Origin of the sequence: Actinomycetospora chibensis, assembly GCF_028737215.1 — a bacterium.
Taxonomy (GTDB): Bacteria; Actinomycetota; Actinomycetes; order Mycobacteriales; family Pseudonocardiaceae; genus Actinomycetospora; species Actinomycetospora chibensis.
Genome location: NZ_JAQZAM010000025.1, coordinates 1 through 16,302, shown reverse-complemented (window position 1 = coordinate 16,302; position 16,302 = coordinate 1). Strand labels below are relative to the sequence as shown.

The window sequence follows — 16,302 nt, the reverse complement described above, 5'->3', positions numbered from 1 at the left end:
GCCGAGCCGACGACGCGGGACCTCGGCACGCCCGGTCGTCGCCACGCCGCGGCGCCTCCGCGCGTGGACGACGACCCGGACACCGTCGCCCTCCGGGTCCCACCGCCGCGGGCCGTGCAGTCGGGACCCGGTCCGCGACCTCCATGGCGCGGTCCCGCTGGCCTCGGTGCCACCGGGCACCCGACGGACGTCGAGGTACCCGAAGGGTTCGGGTGAGACCGAGAGGGACCGACAGCCAGTACAGGTGTTCGTGTCCGGGCCCACGTTGATGCCGAACACGCACACCGTCCACTGCCCGGCCGCGCGTGCCGTAAGAACATCGACCAGCCGGCGGCATTGCCCCACGACCGATTCGGGTCGGGCATCCCCGCCTGCTTCAGCCGCCACGCGACGTAGAGCGTGCAGTTGTGGATGCCGATGGGCGCCTGGGAGTCAGCTCCGTACCACCGCCCTGACCAGCCGGAGAGGGCGTTGTGGCCCGAGTAGCCCGGGGTGCAGTCGTAGCCGTGGCTGAGACAGTCTCTTCCCCCGCGGAGGCCGTCGTTGGGAGGCGACCTCACGTCGACATGGGAGGCAGGGCTCCGTAGGAGCCGTGCCGCCGAGCTCCCGTGCCGTCGTTCTCGTACTCGTTGCTCATCCACATGGACAGCGGCCGCTCGGGGTGGGCGAGGTAGTCCTCGAGGAGAATGCTGTGCACCCGCCCAGGCAGGAACGGGGCCATGACGTACCCCGCGTCGCGGTCGAGCGCGATGAGGCCGCGCAGCACGCGCTCGGGCCACTGGGGTAGTTCACGGTCGTCCGTCGGGCGCCCGTGGTCCCGGGTGAAGTGCTCGCCGACGGCGAGCCCGGAGGTCGAGTCGATCAGCTTGCGGGTGTAGTGGATGAAGAGCATGCCGAATCGCTCCTGCAGCGCTCGCAGGTTGGAGTGCGTGACGGGGTACCGCGAGGCCTGCAGGACGCCGGCGTAGAAGTCGACCGGGATGTGTACGCGCTCCGGTGTGATGTGCGCCCCCGGGATGTACCGCACGTCGAGGTTGTCGGCCCACATGTCGATGGTCGCGCACACCAGTCGTGCGATCTCGAGGTTGTCGCAGGCGTAGGTGAACGAGCCGTCCCCGCCCTCGATCTCGATCCAGAACGTCGTTCCCGTGCCCTGGATTCTGGTGGTCGTCCCGCTGCTGTGGGAGACGCTGGACAACCTGCCCTCGGAGAAGAGGAGTGTTCGGTCGGTGGTGACGACGAGCAGCCCTCCCTTCGCCAGGTAGGAGTTGTCCGTCCGCTGATGGAGGATCAGGACGGGGGCCTGCCCGATCTCCCGGGTCAGGCGGTGCACGTGCGGGGTGGCCTCCCGCAGCGCGTCGTCGGCGAGCCTGCGGGCCTTCCAGTCGGACTCGCCCGCCGTCCGGTGGAACACCTCGCTCAGCCCGGGGTCGAGCGGCTGCTGGGCACTGCGCTGCTCGTACTCGTCTCGAGCTCTGCCCTTGCGTGCGATGCGGAAGCCGACGATGGCGACGACCACGACCGTCACGATGATCAGAAAGGTCATGGGGATTCCGTTCTCCGGAGGGTGTTCAGGTGGCGCGCAGGGCGCGGGTGACGGCTTCTTCGTCGATCTCCCACCACCCGTGCAGCAGCTCGAGGCCGACTTCGCCGCGGGCGGTGAAGGGGACGCCGTCGGCGCGGTCGAGCGCTCGGGCGATCGGGAGGGCGGACTCGCCGACGAGGTCGATGGTTGAGGCGATGAGTCGCCAACCCGTCGTGTCGCTGGCCAGCTGTGAGCTCTGGTAACCGCGCTCGCACATAACCGCGGCCCTTCCGCCGTCCTCGACGACGTAGGGCGCGCCCGTCCCGCTGGTGGTGCGCCAGCGCGAGATGAATCGGTAGAGCTCGAGCGTCGGAGCCATGTTCATCCGCGCCGCCGAGAAGACGCTGATCGCCCACTCATCGTCGTTGCCCCACAGGCGGATCCCGACCCGAGCGGCGCCCGTCTCGTAGAAGAAGGCGCCGTCGAGGTCGCAGGTCTCGGTGAAGGCGTCGCCCTGTTGACAGCGCCGTTCTCCGAACCTTCGCACGGTGCGGAGGGCGTCGCGGAGGGTCATTGTGTCGGCGTATCGGGCGCCCGGAGCGCTCCCGTGCCGAGTGTCGGCGGCGGTCAATTGCGCCAGCCCTTGCCGTCGCAAGCGAAGCAGTAGCGCTTGCCCTTACAGGTCGGGCAGCTGGAGCGGATCACTCCGCCCTTTGACCCGTTGCCGTTGCAGGTCGTGCACCTCTTGTTGCCGTTGCAGACGCGGCAGGTCGCCATGATGTCGTTCTCCTCCGAGGTGGGGTTGGTGATGACGATCAGATCGACGCGGCGGGTCGGGCCTCACGGGCCTCGGCGCGCTCGTTGAAGACGACGCGCGGCTCCGGGCAGCCTCGTGCGAGCCAGACGACCAATGTGATCGGCCAGAGCAGCGCGCACATTCCGGCCAGGAACGGCCAGGCGAGCCCGACACCTCCGGGCCCGAACACGCGCAACGTGTGCCAGAGGCCGAGACCGGCTCGCGCGCGGAGCACGCCGATCCCGACCATCCATCCGACGAGCCAGAGCAGCACGATCAGCAGTTCCATGACTTCCCATCTCCCAGGGGCGTTCGTGATCACTTCGATCGACGGTCCGTGCACGGACATCTCGCGCGGAGATGTCATTCACTCGGTTGCTGGAGGTCGTTCCCTCGGTCAGCCCACCGCGCCGCGTCGGCGGTGCCAGGCGTAGGCCCCGGTGCCGGCTGCTGAGAGACCCAGGGCGCCGGCGGCCACCGGCAGGATCGGGTCGACGGGGCTGGACCCGTCGCCCGCCTCGACGCCACCGGTGGGGTAGCTCGCGTCCTGGACGTCGGCGGCGCTCGGGACGCCCTGCTCGGTTCCGGTCTCCACGACCTCGACACGCTCGACGTCCTGACCGTTCGAGCCGCATCGGACGGCCGTGCCGTCGCTGTAGGCCACCCAGCGGCCGCCGTCGTAGAGGTAGACCGACGTCGGGTGGATATGGGTCTGCTGCGTGAGGACCACCGGCCGGTTCACCGCCGTCGGCTGCGGGACGGGCCGGGGGACCGGTTGCGGCCGCGGGTTCGGGTTGGGGTTCGGGTTGGGGTTCGGGTTGGGCCGCGGGTTCGTGGTGGTTTCGTCGGGGGTGCAGTCGACGCGCGCCGCGTCCCGGCGGGCCTCGTCCCGGGCGCGGACTGCCGCAGCGTGGGCGCGGCCGGCCGCGGTCTGCGCCTCGAAGAGCGCGGTACTGCGCTCGACGGCCCGGTGGGCGGTGAGCCGGGCATCCTCGACGTCGGCGGGGGTGGCTTCCTCGTCGGCCTGCACCCGCTTGTACTCGGCGTAGGTGGTCTCCACGACCACCTTCTGCCGCTCGTAGGCGTTGCGGGCCTTGGTCAGCGCCTTCTGCCGCTCGGTGACGAGGTCCCCGGCCTCGACGAGCGCGACGCAGGCCGGGTCGGTGGAGGCCGCGGGGTCGGCGAGAGCGATGCCGGCGCTGAAGGGCAGCAACACGCCCGCGAGCAGGGCGCCGCCGAGAAGGGCGTTGAAGCGGATCGGCAGGTGGCAACGCAGGGACATCGGGCTCTCCTCGCATCTCGCCCGCAGCCGGTCTCGGCGGCGGTGACGCGGGTAGGAGCAGCGACCCCCGACGACCCGCACACTTTTCTCGAGAAGATTTTCCGCCGGGTCGAGCGACGCCGTTGGGCGCGGAGAGTCGACCGCTGACCGGTGATCGGAAACGTTGCGCGGCGTCGCGGCGATGCGCAGATCAACGCCCGACCGGGGGGTCAGCGGGCGGCTCGGTACTTCGTGCCGGCCACCCGCACGAGAGAGCGGGGTGCGGGATGAGTGCACAGGTCGACGTGGGTCGGGGCACCGTGGTGGCCGCGTGACCCTCGGGAACGCCCGCCTCCACGGGACCCACGCGGCGCTCCCGTTCGTCATGGACGACCCGGACATGCAGACCGAGCCGATTGCGCTCGGGTCGACCCCGGAGCTCTCGCCGGTTCCCCTGCGCGTGCGCCTCCCGCGCCCGCGACGTGCCGCCGACGTGTTCACCGGCCCTCTGCGTGTCAGCGACGCTTCGCTCGCCGCGGCCGCGCCGCACAACCCCACGGCATTCGGGGCGATCTACCGCCGCTATGGCGACTCCCTCCACACCTTCTGCCTGGGCATGCTGCGGGATCCCGACGCGGCGGCGGACTGCGTGCAGGACGTGTTCTGTACCGCGGCCACCCGCCTGCATCAGCTGCGCGAGCACGACAAGCTGCGGCCCTGGCTCTACGCGATCGCCCGCCACGAAGCGCTCGCCCGTCTGCGGAGCCGTCGGCGGGAGCAGCCGGCCGAGGTCCTGCCCGAACGGGCCACCCACGACGACGGTCCCGAGGTGCTGGCTGCTCGCGGCGAGCTCGCGGCGCTGGTCGCCGACGCGGCCAGCGGGCTCAGCGACCGGGACCGTGCGGTGCTCGAACTGCACTACCGGCACGGGCTCGACGGCCCGGAGCTGGCGGACGCCCTCGGGCTGAGCGCCACCAACGCGAACACCCTGGTCTCGAGGCTGCGGGACACCGTCCGACGCTGCCTCGGCGCGCTGCTCGTCGCGCGCCACCAGCCCGAGCGGTGCGCCGAGCTCGCCGAGCTCCTGGGTGCCTGGGACGGCGCCATGACCGTCCTTCTCCGCAAGCGGGTCAACCGCCACATCGAGCACTGTCTCGGGTGTCGGGAGGCCAGGGATCGACTCGTGTCCCCGCGAACGCTGTTGGCCTCGGCGCCCGCGGTGGTGCCCGCACCCGGCTGGCTGAGCGACGCCCTCGCCCGCGAGGCACCGCCCCTGCTCCAGGGAGAAGGCGGCGGCCTCGGCGTGATCGCGGAAGCAGGCATGGCCAGTTGGTGGCCGGCCGGTGTGTCCGGCGGTGCGCCCTCGGCCACCGTTCTCGCCCCCGTGCTCGGTGCCGTGGTCGCGATCCCCGCGATCGTGGTCGCCGCCCTCCTGGGGGCCGGGGTGGCGGGGACCGCCCCGGTCGCGGCCCCGAGCGTCGCCGTTCCGAGCACCAGCAGTGCCGCCCCACCGGCTCCGCTCTCGCCACGCCCGTCGTCGCGACCGGGCGCCACGACGGAACCCGCGCCGACCACGACGCCTTCACGCGGCGCCCCGAGCGAGCCTGGCTCGGGGGGTCGTCCCGGCGTCGTGCCCGTGGACCCCGGTGGCTCTGCGTCTCCCATCCCTCTCGGTCCGATGGGCCCTCAAAAGGGGATGCCGGCCAAGCCGCCGCCTCCGGAAGTGGTCGAGCCGGACCAACCAGATGATCCGGCGACGCCGCTGCCCAGCGAGATGACCCCAACTGCTCCGACGACGGCCGGCGGGCCGGCGAACTGACCGCGCTTCCGAACGAGGGCCGGGGCGCCGAGGCCTCACCACAACGACGAGGGGGACGAACGATGGCGTGTGCGCGGTGCGGTGCGCGGTTGCACGACGGCGACCGCTTCTGCGGCGGATGCGGGGTGGACATCCAGACGGCGTCGGGCGGTCACGGTCCGCCCGACTCGCCCGCGTCGCGGGCGCTGCAGGAGTGCTTCACCACCCTGTTCGGACGCTTCGAGGACGTGTATCGGAATCCGACGGGTGTCGTTGCCGTGCCGATCGGCACCACGAGCGTGTTCGTCGACACCGAGGAGACGTCCGGAGGACGAGTAAACGTGTCGGTCCGCGGCGTGATCCTCCAGGACCTCCCACCGCGGCCCGCGCTCTTCCAGTACGTCGCCGAGCACGCGGGCCGGTACTTGCTCGGCGGTCTCTACCTCTATCCGGAGGGAGACACGTACGACCTCGACCGGATCGTCCGGCTCTGGCACGACCGCACATCTCCTGACGATCTGATCCAAGCGGTGGCCGTCGTCGGCACGAACGCGCTCGAGCACGCCGACCACCTCGAGCCCCTCTTCGGTGGGAACCGCATCAATCCCTCGGGCGGGAGTCAGAAGAAGCTGTGGAACCCCGAAGCGCTGGCGAGACGCACGGACGTCGCCGACGCCCTCGTCGCGCGACTCGACACGCAAAGCACAGCGATCCTCGGCGCGGCCGACCACGTCAGCTTCATGGGCGCCTACGACGGCCGGCGCGGTGATCTGTGGGAACCGGTCTACGCCGTCACGCGCGGAGGCCTCTGGGTTGCCGGACGCGCTGATCGAGGGCGGGCCCCGGTGGTGCGGCACTTCGCGCACGCCCAGATCGACCGCGACGTCATGCACCACGAGCAGCCGCCGTACGACTACTTCGCCCTCCTCGTCGACCAGACGGGCGTGATGATCCAAGTCGGAAGCGTCGACGAGGCCTACGCCATCCTCAAGGCGCGGAACGAGGCGGCGTGACCGACATCGTCCACGACGCGATCACCGACCGCATCCCGCTTCCGAGGACCTCGGCGGCCCCGTCGGGCCGCCCGGGCCCGACGTCGCGGCGTGGCTCCACTCCGAACCGACGGCGGGTCCGCCTCGCGGTGGTCGCCCTGCTTCTCGCCGTCCTGGCGGTCGGCACCGGTGCGCTCATCGGGTTGTTCTTCCTGCCACCGGCTCAGCCAGTGGCGTCCCCCGGGTCGCAAGGGGCCGTCAACCCTCCGGGCCCCGTCCCGATCGCCACACCCTCTCCCGCAGCGCCGACCACGTCGGCCGCCGGCGGCTCCTCATGCCCGAGTGCGCAGCAACTCGTCGAGGTGTTCCGCCGCGCAGAGAGCAACTACGGAGCCGACGCCCGACCCACGAGTGCGGCGACGTGCGCCGGCGGGTTCGCCGTCGTGTCTCTCCGGTCGTCGTCGACGCCCGACGGCGTGCGGACCATCTACGCGCTCGGGCCGCCCGTGCGATTCCTGGCCATGGGCACGGGACCGGTCTGCTCGGACAGCGGCGGGGACGAGGAGGTCGTGGTCCCGGATAGTGCCGCCGAGCGTCTCGGATGCGTGACGAGCAGCGACTCGTCGTCAGCCGGCTCGTCGCAAGCATCGGGAACCGCCGGCGCCTCGGGCGCCGATCCCTACGGCTGCCTCGCCGAACGCGCTGCCCAGGAACGCTCGTACGACACGGACGATCCGATGTCGAACGCCGAGCTGCGCTGTAACTACAACTACGGGCCGACCCTGCCGAGCACCCGGGAGCAGTGCTGGCTGGCCGATCACGACCGGGACCAGGGGTACGGCCCACCCGACGAGCGGGGCCGCCGTGACTTCGAGGAGGGGTGCTCCGTCTTCGGCTACTAGCGCGCGAGATCAGCTGCCGACGAGGTCGGCGGCAGGTTCGAGCGACCGATTCGTCGACCGGCGCGAGTAACCGCCGCGGAGAGCTCGGCGGGCTCCATGCGCCGCACTGGACCGCCTCCCACCCGGGGTCCCCTGGCGGTCCCAGGGAGCGGCGTCAGCCGCGGGACGCTCCGCCGAGCTCGGCGGCGGCGCGGTCGGCCATGGCCTGCTCGCCGAGGGCGTTGGGGTGCACGACGACGGGGTTGGTGCCGCCGACGGCGGGCTCGACCCAGCGGGTGCCGATCGGCCGGCACGCATCGTGGCCCTGGGACGCCTCGGTGACGTCGACGTAGGTGACGCCGGTGGCCTCGGCGGCGCGGCGGACGGCGTCGTTGAGGGTGGCCTGGATGTCGTTGATGTAGGGGACGTCGCCGGAGGCGACCGGCATGATCGGGTAGCAGCCCCGTTCGGCGGGCAGGATCTGCAGGTAGCCGGCGATCGCAACACGGGCGTCTGGGGCGGCGGCCTTGACGGTCTCGAGCGCGTCGACCAGCGACGGGTAGGTGACGTTCTCGATGGTGTCGGTGAACCGGTCGCCGTTCTGCTCCTCGCAGGGGTTACCGGTGCCGGCAGTGGTGGCCGCTGCGGTCGCGCAGGCCTGGATGGTGCCGCTGAACACGCCGCTGTCGTTGCCGCCGATGGTCATCGTGACGACGTCGGTCTCGTCGGAGAGCGCCTCGACCTGCGGCGGGACGCCGGGGTACTGCGCCTCGGTGTAGTGGCGGGTCTCGGCGGCGCCGCAGGAGACGTCGGTGAGGTCGTACCCCCACCGGTCGGCGAGGACGTGGCCCCAGTTGCGGGCCGACTGCAGGCACTGGGGCGGCGCGCCGGGCGCGGGCGGCAGGACGCCGCTGGCCGCGCTGTAGCTGTCGCCCATGTTGACGTACTCGACCGAGCCCGCACCGCCGCTGCCGTCGCCGTCCCCGTGGCTGCCGTCGCCGAGCGCGGTCGGTACGCCCAGGGCCGCCAACCCGACCGCGGCGATCACCGTCACGAGCCCACGCCGCAGGTGTCCGATCGGTGCCACGGTGCGTCCTCCCGCAGGCCCGATCCCCGTCGACGCGGCGCGGGGTCGCGCCGCCGGAGGGCCGCAACCCGCACAACGACGCGCGTCCGCACGGGTCACGCCGGAGAATCGGAGAGCCGCAGGTCACGGCGGTCCGCGTGCCACCTCTCGCCACCGCGACGTCCGACCTCCCGCTTCCGGAGCGCGATGAGATCGTGCGGCTCCTCCGGGAGGCCGGCGCGGTTCGCCCTGCTGTACGGCAGCCGTGCGCGGGGCACGGCGCGTCCGGATTCCGACGTCGACGTCGCGCCTGGTGGGGCGGGGAGGCCCCGGCATCCTTCGACGTCCTGCTCCCGCCCGGTGTGGACCTGCTGGTGCTCGACTCCGCGCCGCTCGAGCTGCGGGGGCCGGGTCGCCCAGTACGGGCTCCTGCTCTTCGACGACGACCCACCCGCACGCGTGCGATGGGTGGCGACGACCCGCAAGATCTACGCGGACGAGCGGCCCCGCATCGAGCGCAGCCACCGCGAGTTCGCCGAGAGCCGCCGTGGTCGATGAGGTCCTCGACCGGTTCGTCTCCGCCGTCATCGACTGGATGCCGTCACTGCCCTGACCCGCGTGGCGCCCACCGGTCACACCGGCACTACCGGCGCTTGTCGTCAGCTGCTGACGAGGTCTCCGGCCTTCTCGGAGGCTCGGAGCGACGGGGCGCTCAGGCAGGCCCGGTAGAACTCCTCTCGGTCGTCGGCCTCGCGCCGAGTCCGCTCGACCCGGTCCTGCTCCTCGCGGGCCGAGTCGCGCAGCCGCGACTCGGCTGCGACGGCCTCTGTCCGTGCCAGCTCGGCCTCCTGGAGGCGGGCGCGGACCCCGAGCAGGCGCGAGAGGAGCTCGCGCACCGAGTCGGACCGTCCGGGCGACGTCCGCGCGGCATGGACGCGCTCGGCGAGGCGGCGCTCGAAGGTCTCCAGGGCGACGACCTGCTCGTCCAGCCGGTGGCGACGCGTCATGGCGGCGTCGAGGCGCGTCGATCCTTCCCGCAGCTCGGTGCTCATCGGCACGTCCTCCTCGGCTCGCTTCCCGTGACGGCAGACGGTCGTGCAGTCGGCGTGTCCGCGGTCGTCGTTACGTCCGGTTCGGTCACGACTCGACACTCGTCCCGGCGACGGTCTCCTCCTCGCCGAGGATGTCGGAGCCGACGAGGAGTCCGGGATTCGTGACCCATTCGGCCTACTTCACTCGTTCGTGTGACACGTCCGACGTATCAATCGGCGCTTGTGGTGACGATGAGTGGTTGATCGGGCTTCACGAGGAAGCCCCGCCGGCTGTGAGTCGGTGATACGGGGGGACGACCATGGACGCTGAGCAGTCACCACGAGAGCTCGCCGAGCGGGCGCCGGTCTTCGTCGATGCGAGCGGGCGCCGGCGGCGCGGGGTCACGGTCCTGGGCTATCTCGGCGCCTCAGCCTGCACCGCCTACCTGGCGGCGTTCGGCATCACCGTCAGCACGCACGCGGGCGTGATCGACGCCGCCGGGGCAGCCCTGGAGCCGACGCCCTCGGTGGAGGAGGACGGCGTCGAGGACGTCGCCGTGCCGGTCACGTCGGAGGGCCCCGCCGTCGCCGACGCCGCGGTGACCACCCCGGCGACGACCCATCGAGCGGCTCACGGGGGCGACGGCACGTCGCGGCACTCGCAGGGAGCCGGCGGGCGGCACGCCAAGGCAGAGCCGGAGGCGGCGGCAGCGCCCCGGGCTCACGCGTCGCCGCTGGTTCCCCTCCGGGTCGTGCGCGGCCCGCAGTCGGCCGCCGGCGCCGTTCCCGCGAGCTCCCCTCGCCCCAGCACCTCGCACGGTGGCGCCGTGCCGAGTACTCCCCACTCCACGCCGGACACGACGCCGGCGACCGGTGGCACCGCGGGCGGCAGCTCGGGTGGGGGCTCGTCGTCGGGCGGCGCGGTCCCGACGACGGGCACCGGCTCCGGAACGGGCAGCGGCACCGGCTCCGGGGCAGGCACCGGCGCGGGGAGCGGCACCACCACCGGCGGCACGGGCACCAGCACCGGGACCGGGTCGTCCGGCAGCACCGCGACGGACCCGGCCCTCGCCGACGTGCTGCCCGCTCCCTTCACGACCGGTCAGGCGGCCTGACCGTGGGCAGCCACCGCTCCCCAGGGCCCCGATCGTCCGCCCCTCGATCGTCAGGGCCCCGCGCCCGGGACCTCCCGCCGGCGCGCCACCCGCACCGCGCGGTGACCACCGGCCGGGGCTGGAAGCGCCTCGCGCCCCGGCCCGGCGTGCTGTTCATCGTGGTCGCCCTGCTGATGTTCAGCTGCCTGCTGCTGGTCCACGGACTCGCCCGCTCGCAGGTCGGCGTCGACGCCACCGGCGCGGTGCCGACCGAGGAGGCCCACGACGAGGTCCCGCCGGCCATCACGGACGGCGGACCGGTCATCGACGCCCGCGGCGCCACCCCGGTGAGCGCGCGCATGCCGGCGAAGACGATCTCGCTGACCTTCGACGACGGGCCGGACCCGGTCTGGACCCCGCAGGTCCTCGAGGTCCTGCGCCGCCACCAGGTCCCGGCGACGTTCTTCGTCGTCGGCTCGATGGCCGCCCAGCACCCGCAGCTGCTCCGCGACATCCGCGACGCCGGCTCGGAGGTCGGGCTCCACACCTTCACCCACCCCGACCTCTCCGCGGCGTCGGACGTGCGCATCGACCGCGAGCTCACCGAGACCCAGCTCGTGCTGGCCGGGGCCCTGGGCGAGTCGAGCTACCTGCTGCGCCCGCCCTACTCCTCGACCGCCGACGCGGTGGACAACGACGCCCTGCGCTCGTTCCGGACCGCCGGCACCGACGGCTACGTCACCGTGCTCTCCGACACCGACAGCGAGGACTGGCAGCGCCCCGGCGTCGACGCCATCGTCGCCAACTCGGTCCCCGCGAACGGCGCGGGCGGCGTCGTCCTGCTCCACGACGCCGGCGGCGATCGGTCCCAGACCGTCGCGGCCCTCGACCGGCTCATCCCGCAGCTGCAGGCGCAGGGCTACCGCTTCACCACCCCGGAGGTCGCGGTGGGTCTGCCCGCCGACAACCGTCCGGTGTCGACGGTCCATCACCTGCTGGGCGCGACGCTGATCGGGCTGGTCGCGGTGGCCGGCGTCGTCGTCGATGCGCTGACCTGGCTGCTGGTCGTCGTCGGCGTGCTCGTCGTGCTCCGGCTGGTGCTGATGCTCGTCGTCGCCGTCCGGCACCACCGGCAGCGGCACCGTGCCGACTTCTCGTGGGGACCGCCGGTGACCGAGCCGGTCTCGGTGATCGTCCCGGCCTACAACGAGAAGGAGAACATCGCGGCGACCGTGCGCTCGCTGGTGGCGAGCGAGCATCCCGTCGAGGTGCTCGTCGTCGACGACGGCAGCACCGACGGGACCGCCGAGATCGTCGAGGCGCTGCGCCTGCCCGACGTGCGCGTGATCCGGCAGGCCAACGGCGGGAAGCCCGCCGCGCTCAACGCCGGCCTCGCCCACGCCCGTCACCAGCTCATCGTCATGATCGACGGCGACACGGTGTTCGAGCCGTCGACGGTCGGGCGCCTGGTGGCGCCGTTCGCGGACCCGTCGGTCGGCGCCGTCGCGGGCAACGCGAAGGTCGCCTCCCGCCGGGGGTTGATCTCGCGCTGGCAGCACATCGAGTACGTCATGGGCTTCAACGTCGACCGCCGCGTGTACGACGTCCTGCGCTGCATGCCGACCATCCCCGGGGCCGTCGGCGCGTTCCGGCGCTCGGTGCTCCTGCAGGTGGGCGGGGTCAGCGACGACACGCTCGCCGAGGACACCGACCTCACGATGGCGATCTGCCGCAGCGGTCGGCGCGTCGTCTACGAGGAGTCCGCGCGGGCCTGGACCGAGGCGCCCGCGACCCTCGGCCAGCTCTGGCGCCAGCGCTACCGCTGGAGCTACGGGACGATGCAGTCGATGTGGAAGCACCGTCGCGCGGTGCTCGAGACCGGCGCGTCCGGTCGCTTCGGCCGGGCGGGCCTGGGGCACCTCGCGGTGTTCCAGGTGCTGTTGCCGCTGCTCGCGCCGCTGGTCGACATCTTCCTGATCTACGGGCTGCTGTTCCTCGACCCGGTGACGACGCTGATCGCGTGGTCGTCGGTGCAGGCGATCCAGCTCGTCGCCGCGGTGATCGCCTTCCGGCTCGAGCGCGAGCCGCTGCGCGTGCTCTGGCTCCTGCCGCTGCAGCAGATCGTCTACCGGCAGCTGATGTACGCGGTGCTGATCCGGTCGATGGTGACGGCGGCCGGCGGCATGCGGCTGGGGTGGCAGAAGCTGCGCCGCGTCGGGGGGCTGGAGGACCTGCTCCCGACGCCGCCCGACGCTGTGTCGTCGAGCGCTCAGGACCCCACCCCGACGCCCACCCGCGAGCGGCTGGTCGTGCTGAGCCGGCGGTGAGCACCGGCGATCGCCGGGCCGCGACCACGGCACGGCGACTCGCGTGGTCGGCGCCACCCCGTCACCACGGCCGACGGAGCGAGCCCGTGACCAGCGCCGCGGCCCCGGGGAGGGGCGGCTCTCACCCGGACGCGGGCGGCGCCGGGCGAGGGCGGCTTGACCGGGGCGGGGTCGCGGGTCACGGTGTCGGTGACCGCCACAGGACGTCTCGGCCCGGCGGTCCGCCCGCACCCGACGCCCGCAGGGGCGTCGTCGGAGGACGGCTCGATGACCGCTCGATCCCTGGACCGCCCGGACGCGACGGTGTCGTACTGGGTCGAGGGACCACCGCACGCGCCGACGGTGCTCCTGCTGCACGGCGCGGCCCTCGACCATCACGCGTGGCGACCGCAGGTCCGTGTCCTGCGTGACCGCTACCGGGTGGTCACGGTGGACCTGCGCCACCACGGGGCGTCGACGGCCTCCGGCGCCTTCCGCTTCCACGACGCCGTCGACGACGTGCTGGCGCTGCTCGACGCGCTGGCACCGGACCCGCTGGCGCTGGTCGGTCTGAGCCTGGGCGGCAACATTGCACAGGAGGTCGTGCGCCGCGACCCCGAGCGCGTCGACGCCCTGGTGGTGGCCGACGCGACCTGCAACAGCGTGGTCCGTCTCCCCACCGAGAAGGTGGCGACGCTCGCCGCCCTGCGCTCGCTGGCCTGGTACCCGCGCCGGCTCTTCCTGCACGCCGCCGGCCGGGCCACCGCCCGGGACCCCGACGCGCGCCGATACGTCCGGGAGGCCACGGCGGCGATGCCCCAGGCCGCGACCGTCGGCGTGCTGTCGTCGCTGGTCTCGGACGCCCTGCGCGCCGAGCCGGGCTACCGGCTGCCGGTGCCGATGCTGCTCGTCCACGGCGACGGCGATCGCGTGGGCGACATCGCCGCGGGCGCGCGGCGCTGGGCCCGTCGCGACCCCCGCGTCGAGCTCGTCGTGATCCCGTCGGCCTCGCACCTGAGCAACCTGGACGCCCCGGAAGCCTTCACCGACGCGCTGGTCGGCTTCCTCGACCGGGTCGTCCCCGTCCCGGCCCCGAGCGAGCCCGCCGAGCCGGTCGAGGGTCCGCTCCGGCGCCTGCGCGCGACCGCCCGCGCGTGGTGGACGCGCCGGCGGTACTCCCTGGCCCGCGTCAGGATCCGGTCGTCGCGAGCTGCTCGTCGAGCCAGGCGAACATCCGCTCGTGGGTGAGCAGGCGGGCCATCGGCTGGCAGTGCATGTTGGCGCCCTCGGCGGCCAGGAACCGCACGCGGTGCGAGCCAGGCACGAGGTCGGCCAGCTGCTGGGCCTGTCCGGGCCAGAACTGTTCGTCCTCCGGGTCGGTGATCATCAGGGGCGTGCGGATCGAGTCGGCCAGCTCCGGGGTCAGTCGGTAGCGGCGGGCCTCGGTGAAGGTGTCGAACCAGTCGTCGCGCTGGAAGGGGCGGGCGCGGAAGCGCAGGGTGCGGGCGATCGAGGGGATGAGCAGCGGCAGCCGCATGTTGCGGTTGAACTTCTCCCGGTCGCCCTGCTCGAGCATCGTGACCATGCTCGCGGGCAGGCGCTCGGTCCACGCGGTCGACACGTCGACCACCCCGGGGTCGGCGACCGCGGCGACGAAGCGGTGCTCGAAGGCGAGGGCCCGCGGTAGCCAGTAGCCGGCCTGGCTGATGCCGTAGGCGGTCAGCCGATCGGCGTCGACGTCGTCGCGGGCGACGAGCGCGTCGACCACCGGAGTGAGGACGGCCTCCCAGTCGTGGCGGAACCCGACGCCGCGCTCGAACAGCAGGGACTGCTGGCCCGGCCCGTCGTAGACGAACGCGTTCCATCCCCGCTCCAGGGCCGCCGCCGCCCCGCTGCCCCACAGCGAGGTGATCGCTCCGTCGCTGCCGTTGGTCATCACCAGCGTCGGGCGCGGCGCGCCCGAGGCGTCCGGGCGCAGCAGCCAGCCGGGCAGCGTGGTGTCCTCGTAGGGCACCGCGACCCGCTCGTGCCGCCCTGCCGAGCAGTCGACGAAGCGCTCCCAGCTCGCGCGGTGGGCGCGGAAGGCGGCGGTGAGCTGCTCGGAGTCCTCCTCGCCGGTCAGGCCGTCGAGGGCGAGGGCCCCGTAGCCCGCCGCCCGGAGGAACGCCGCCGCGGCGCCGCGCTCGTCGCCCTGCCGGGCCCGCTGCTCGGCGGTGCCCCGGAGCTGCTCGGCGCGGGCGGACCACTCCGGGGTCCAGGTCTTCCCGCCGTGGATCCGCGCGACGGTGGCGAGCACCTCGCCCGCATCGGCGCCGCCGGAGGCGCACTGGCCCAGCGCGATCCGGACGGCGAAGTCCCACCCCTCGTCGGCGAAGAACCCCGCCGAGAACACCGTGTTCGACCGACCCCGGGCCACCCGTCCACCTCCACGCGCTCGGATCGAGCCATCGTGGCGGGGTCGGCGTCCGTCGGCCAACCCGGTGGCGGCCGGTCACCACGATCGATAGCGGTGCCCGGGTGGGCCCGGTGGTCGGCGGTGACCTTCGTCAGGCGGGGAGGCTGAAGCGGTCCCCGGCGAACGTCCACTCCAGCGGGGTGTCCAGGTCGAACCGCTCCTGCGCCAGCAGCGTCTCGAGCGTGGTCACCCGGGGGACCGACTCCTTCCAGACCTCGGCCGTCTCCTCGTCGGCCGGGTCCAGGAGATGGGCCCGGCGGATCTCGAGGAAGCGCCCCAGCCACGCCGTCGGATCGGCCTGCTTCCCGGTCTCGGTGATCAGCGCCTGGAGGCCGTCCCGGCCGCCGATGCCGTGCTGTACGGCGGTGTCGAGGACGACGAGCTGGCCCAGCGCGGTGGTCTGACCGGCTGCCCGGGCCCGGTCGACGGCGGGCCGGAAGTAGAGCTCGTCGTAGACGGCGTCCTGCGCGGCGTTGAGTCCCGGATCGGTGCGGGACGTCGTGGTCCAGGCGTCCTCGAAGCCGTCGAGGCCCTTGGTGCTGGAGCCGTCGCCACCCTCCTGCACCTTCGCGTCGATGGCTCGCAGCGCCGGGAGGTACCGGCTCACGGGGGTGTTGTTGCCGGCGGTCGCGGCGTAGCGCTGCACCACCAGCAGGAGGTCGTGCGTGCCGCTGGTGAAGCCGGCCCGGCCGGCGGTGATGCCGCGGCCGTCGTCGAGGCGGTGGGCCGCGGCGTAGGGCAGCTCGATCGTCGAGTTCTCGAACGTGCTGATGACCGCCTCGGCGACACGTCGGCGGTCCGGGTCGGCGAGGCCCGGGAGGCGCTCGGGGTGGCCGGCGGCGGCGTCGGGCGCCCCGCACCCGCTGGTGACGGCCCACCCCGTCAGCCCGGCGAGGACCAGGAAATGGCGTCGGTTCATCGTCGCCCCGCACCCGCCTCCGTCACCGGCGTGACGGTAGGCCATCCCGCGCAGTGGGCGGCCCATCGGACCACGGCACGCTAGAACGGTGGCTCGTCGTCGTAGCGGCTGCGGGTCGGGATGGTGGCCGTGGGGCGGGCCTTCTGGGTGAGCTTCTGGAACCAGTCGGGGTCGATGT

General features: G+C 73.1%; 15 protein-coding genes. 7 read left to right on the top strand and 8 right to left on the bottom strand.

Going from position 1 to position 16,302, the window contains the following annotated elements; genetic code table 11:
• Window positions 1–556 precede the first annotated feature (556 nt).
• From PH189_RS26805 to PH189_RS26790, 4 genes are all read right to left on the bottom strand, one after another.
• Window positions 557–1,546 (bottom strand): hypothetical protein, encoded by a 990-nt coding sequence (locus PH189_RS26805; protein ID WP_274191916.1) that lies wholly within the window; start codon window positions 1,544–1,546, stop codon window positions 557–559.
• 25 nt (window positions 1,547–1,571) lie between these two features.
• On the bottom strand, window positions 1,572–2,072 hold the full coding sequence (locus PH189_RS26800) for a hypothetical protein (RefSeq protein WP_274191915.1): 501 nt from the start codon (window positions 2,070–2,072) through the stop codon (window positions 1,572–1,574).
• A gap of 268 nt (window positions 2,073–2,340) precedes the next feature.
• The gene (locus PH189_RS26795; protein ID WP_274191914.1) at window positions 2,341–2,610 is read right to left on the bottom strand and encodes a hypothetical protein; all 270 of its coding nucleotides are present in this window, start codon (window positions 2,608–2,610) and stop codon (window positions 2,341–2,343) included.
• Between the two features lie 108 nt (window positions 2,611–2,718).
• Complete coding sequence (locus PH189_RS26790; protein ID WP_274191913.1) at window positions 2,719–3,603, bottom strand: BAR domain-containing protein; 885 nt, start codon at window positions 3,601–3,603, stop codon at window positions 2,719–2,721.
• A gap of 310 nt (window positions 3,604–3,913) precedes the next feature.
• Between PH189_RS26790 and PH189_RS26785 the strand changes: the two genes are divergently transcribed.
• From PH189_RS26785 to PH189_RS26775, 3 genes are all read left to right on the top strand, one after another.
• Window positions 3,914–5,401, top strand: coding sequence for a sigma-70 family RNA polymerase sigma factor (locus PH189_RS26785; RefSeq protein WP_274191912.1), 1,488 nt, complete (start codon window positions 3,914–3,916; stop codon window positions 5,399–5,401).
• 125 nt (window positions 5,402–5,526) lie between these two features.
• Window positions 5,527–6,393: a hypothetical protein gene (locus PH189_RS26780; protein ID WP_274191911.1), complete on the top strand. Its 867-nt coding sequence runs from the start codon at window positions 5,527–5,529 to the stop codon at window positions 6,391–6,393.
• The gene (locus PH189_RS26775; protein ID WP_274191910.1) at window positions 6,390–7,274 is read left to right on the top strand and encodes a hypothetical protein; all 885 of its coding nucleotides are present in this window, start codon (window positions 6,390–6,392) and stop codon (window positions 7,272–7,274) included. Before PH189_RS26780 ends, PH189_RS26775 begins: the two co-directional genes overlap by 4 nt.
• Window positions 7,275–7,428: 154 nt before the next feature.
• Here PH189_RS26775 and PH189_RS26770 read toward each other — a convergent pair whose 3' ends face one another.
• Window positions 7,429–8,340: an SGNH/GDSL hydrolase family protein gene (locus tag PH189_RS26770; protein WP_274191909.1), complete on the bottom strand. Its 912-nt coding sequence runs from the start codon at window positions 8,338–8,340 to the stop codon at window positions 7,429–7,431.
• A 339-nt stretch (window positions 8,341–8,679) separates the two neighbouring features.
• On the opposite strand from PH189_RS26770, the gene PH189_RS26765 reads away from it, so the two are divergent.
• Window positions 8,680–8,877, top strand: a complete 198-nt coding sequence (locus PH189_RS26765; RefSeq protein ID WP_274191908.1) for a hypothetical protein — start codon at window positions 8,680–8,682, stop codon at window positions 8,875–8,877.
• Between the two features lie 101 nt (window positions 8,878–8,978).
• Here the strand turns inward: PH189_RS26765 and PH189_RS26760 are convergent, their stop codons facing one another.
• Window positions 8,979–9,371 (bottom strand): hypothetical protein, encoded by a 393-nt coding sequence (locus PH189_RS26760; RefSeq protein WP_274191907.1) that lies wholly within the window; start codon window positions 9,369–9,371, stop codon window positions 8,979–8,981.
• A gap of 299 nt (window positions 9,372–9,670) precedes the next feature.
• Here PH189_RS26760 and PH189_RS26755 point away from each other — a divergent pair, with 299 nt between their 5' ends.
• The 3 genes from PH189_RS26755 (at window position 9,671) to PH189_RS26745 (ending at window position 13,998) form a co-directional block, all read left to right on the top strand.
• The gene (locus tag PH189_RS26755) at window positions 9,671–10,465 is read left to right on the top strand and encodes a hypothetical protein (RefSeq protein ID WP_274191906.1); all 795 of its coding nucleotides are present in this window, start codon (window positions 9,671–9,673) and stop codon (window positions 10,463–10,465) included.
• A gap of 101 nt (window positions 10,466–10,566) precedes the next feature.
• Window positions 10,567–12,771 (top strand): bifunctional polysaccharide deacetylase/glycosyltransferase family 2 protein, encoded by a 2,205-nt coding sequence (locus PH189_RS26750; RefSeq protein WP_378014979.1) that lies wholly within the window; start codon window positions 10,567–10,569, stop codon window positions 12,769–12,771.
• Window positions 12,772–13,038: 267 nt separating this feature from the next.
• The gene (locus tag PH189_RS26745) at window positions 13,039–13,998 is read left to right on the top strand and encodes an alpha/beta fold hydrolase (RefSeq protein ID WP_274191905.1); all 960 of its coding nucleotides are present in this window, start codon (window positions 13,039–13,041) and stop codon (window positions 13,996–13,998) included.
• On the opposite strand, the gene PH189_RS26740 is transcribed toward PH189_RS26745, so the two are convergent.
• Both PH189_RS26740 and PH189_RS26735 read right to left on the bottom strand, forming a co-directional pair.
• Window positions 13,940–15,166 carry an alpha/beta hydrolase family protein gene (locus PH189_RS26740; RefSeq protein WP_274191904.1) on the bottom strand — a complete coding sequence of 409 codons (1,227 nt, stop codon included), beginning with the start codon at window positions 15,164–15,166 and terminating at the stop codon, window positions 13,940–13,942. The two genes, PH189_RS26745 and PH189_RS26740, sit on opposite strands and share 59 nt — an antisense overlap.
• A 130-nt stretch (window positions 15,167–15,296) precedes the next feature.
• Entirely contained in the window at window positions 15,297–16,124 is an 828-nt protein-coding gene (locus PH189_RS26735; RefSeq protein ID WP_274191903.1) for a chitosanase, read from the bottom strand.
• Between the last annotated feature and the right edge of the window lie 178 nt (window positions 16,125–16,302).

Bases quoted from the DNA above. Each gene is read 5' to 3' on its own strand.
- PH189_RS26795 (WP_274191914.1), bottom strand. From the start codon at position 2,610: ATGGAACTGCTGATCGTGCTGCTCTGGCTCGTCGGATGGATGGTCGGG.
- PH189_RS26745 (WP_274191905.1), top strand. From the start codon at position 13,039: ATGACCGCTCGATCCCTGGACCGCCCGGACGCGACGGTGTCGTACTGG.
- PH189_RS26790 (WP_274191913.1), bottom strand. From the start codon at position 3,603: ATGTCCCTGCGTTGCCACCTGCCGATCCGCTTCAACGCCCTTCTCGGC.
- PH189_RS26805 (WP_274191916.1), bottom strand. From the start codon at position 1,546: ATGACCTTTCTGATCATCGTGACGGTCGTGGTCGTCGCCATCGTCGGC.
- PH189_RS26755 (WP_274191906.1), top strand. From the start codon at position 9,671: ATGGACGCTGAGCAGTCACCACGAGAGCTCGCCGAGCGGGCGCCGGTC.
- PH189_RS26735 (WP_274191903.1), bottom strand. From the start codon at position 16,124: ATGAACCGACGCCATTTCCTGGTCCTCGCCGGGCTGACGGGGTGGGCC.
- PH189_RS26760 (WP_274191907.1), bottom strand. From the start codon at position 9,371: ATGAGCACCGAGCTGCGGGAAGGATCGACGCGCCTCGACGCCGCCATG.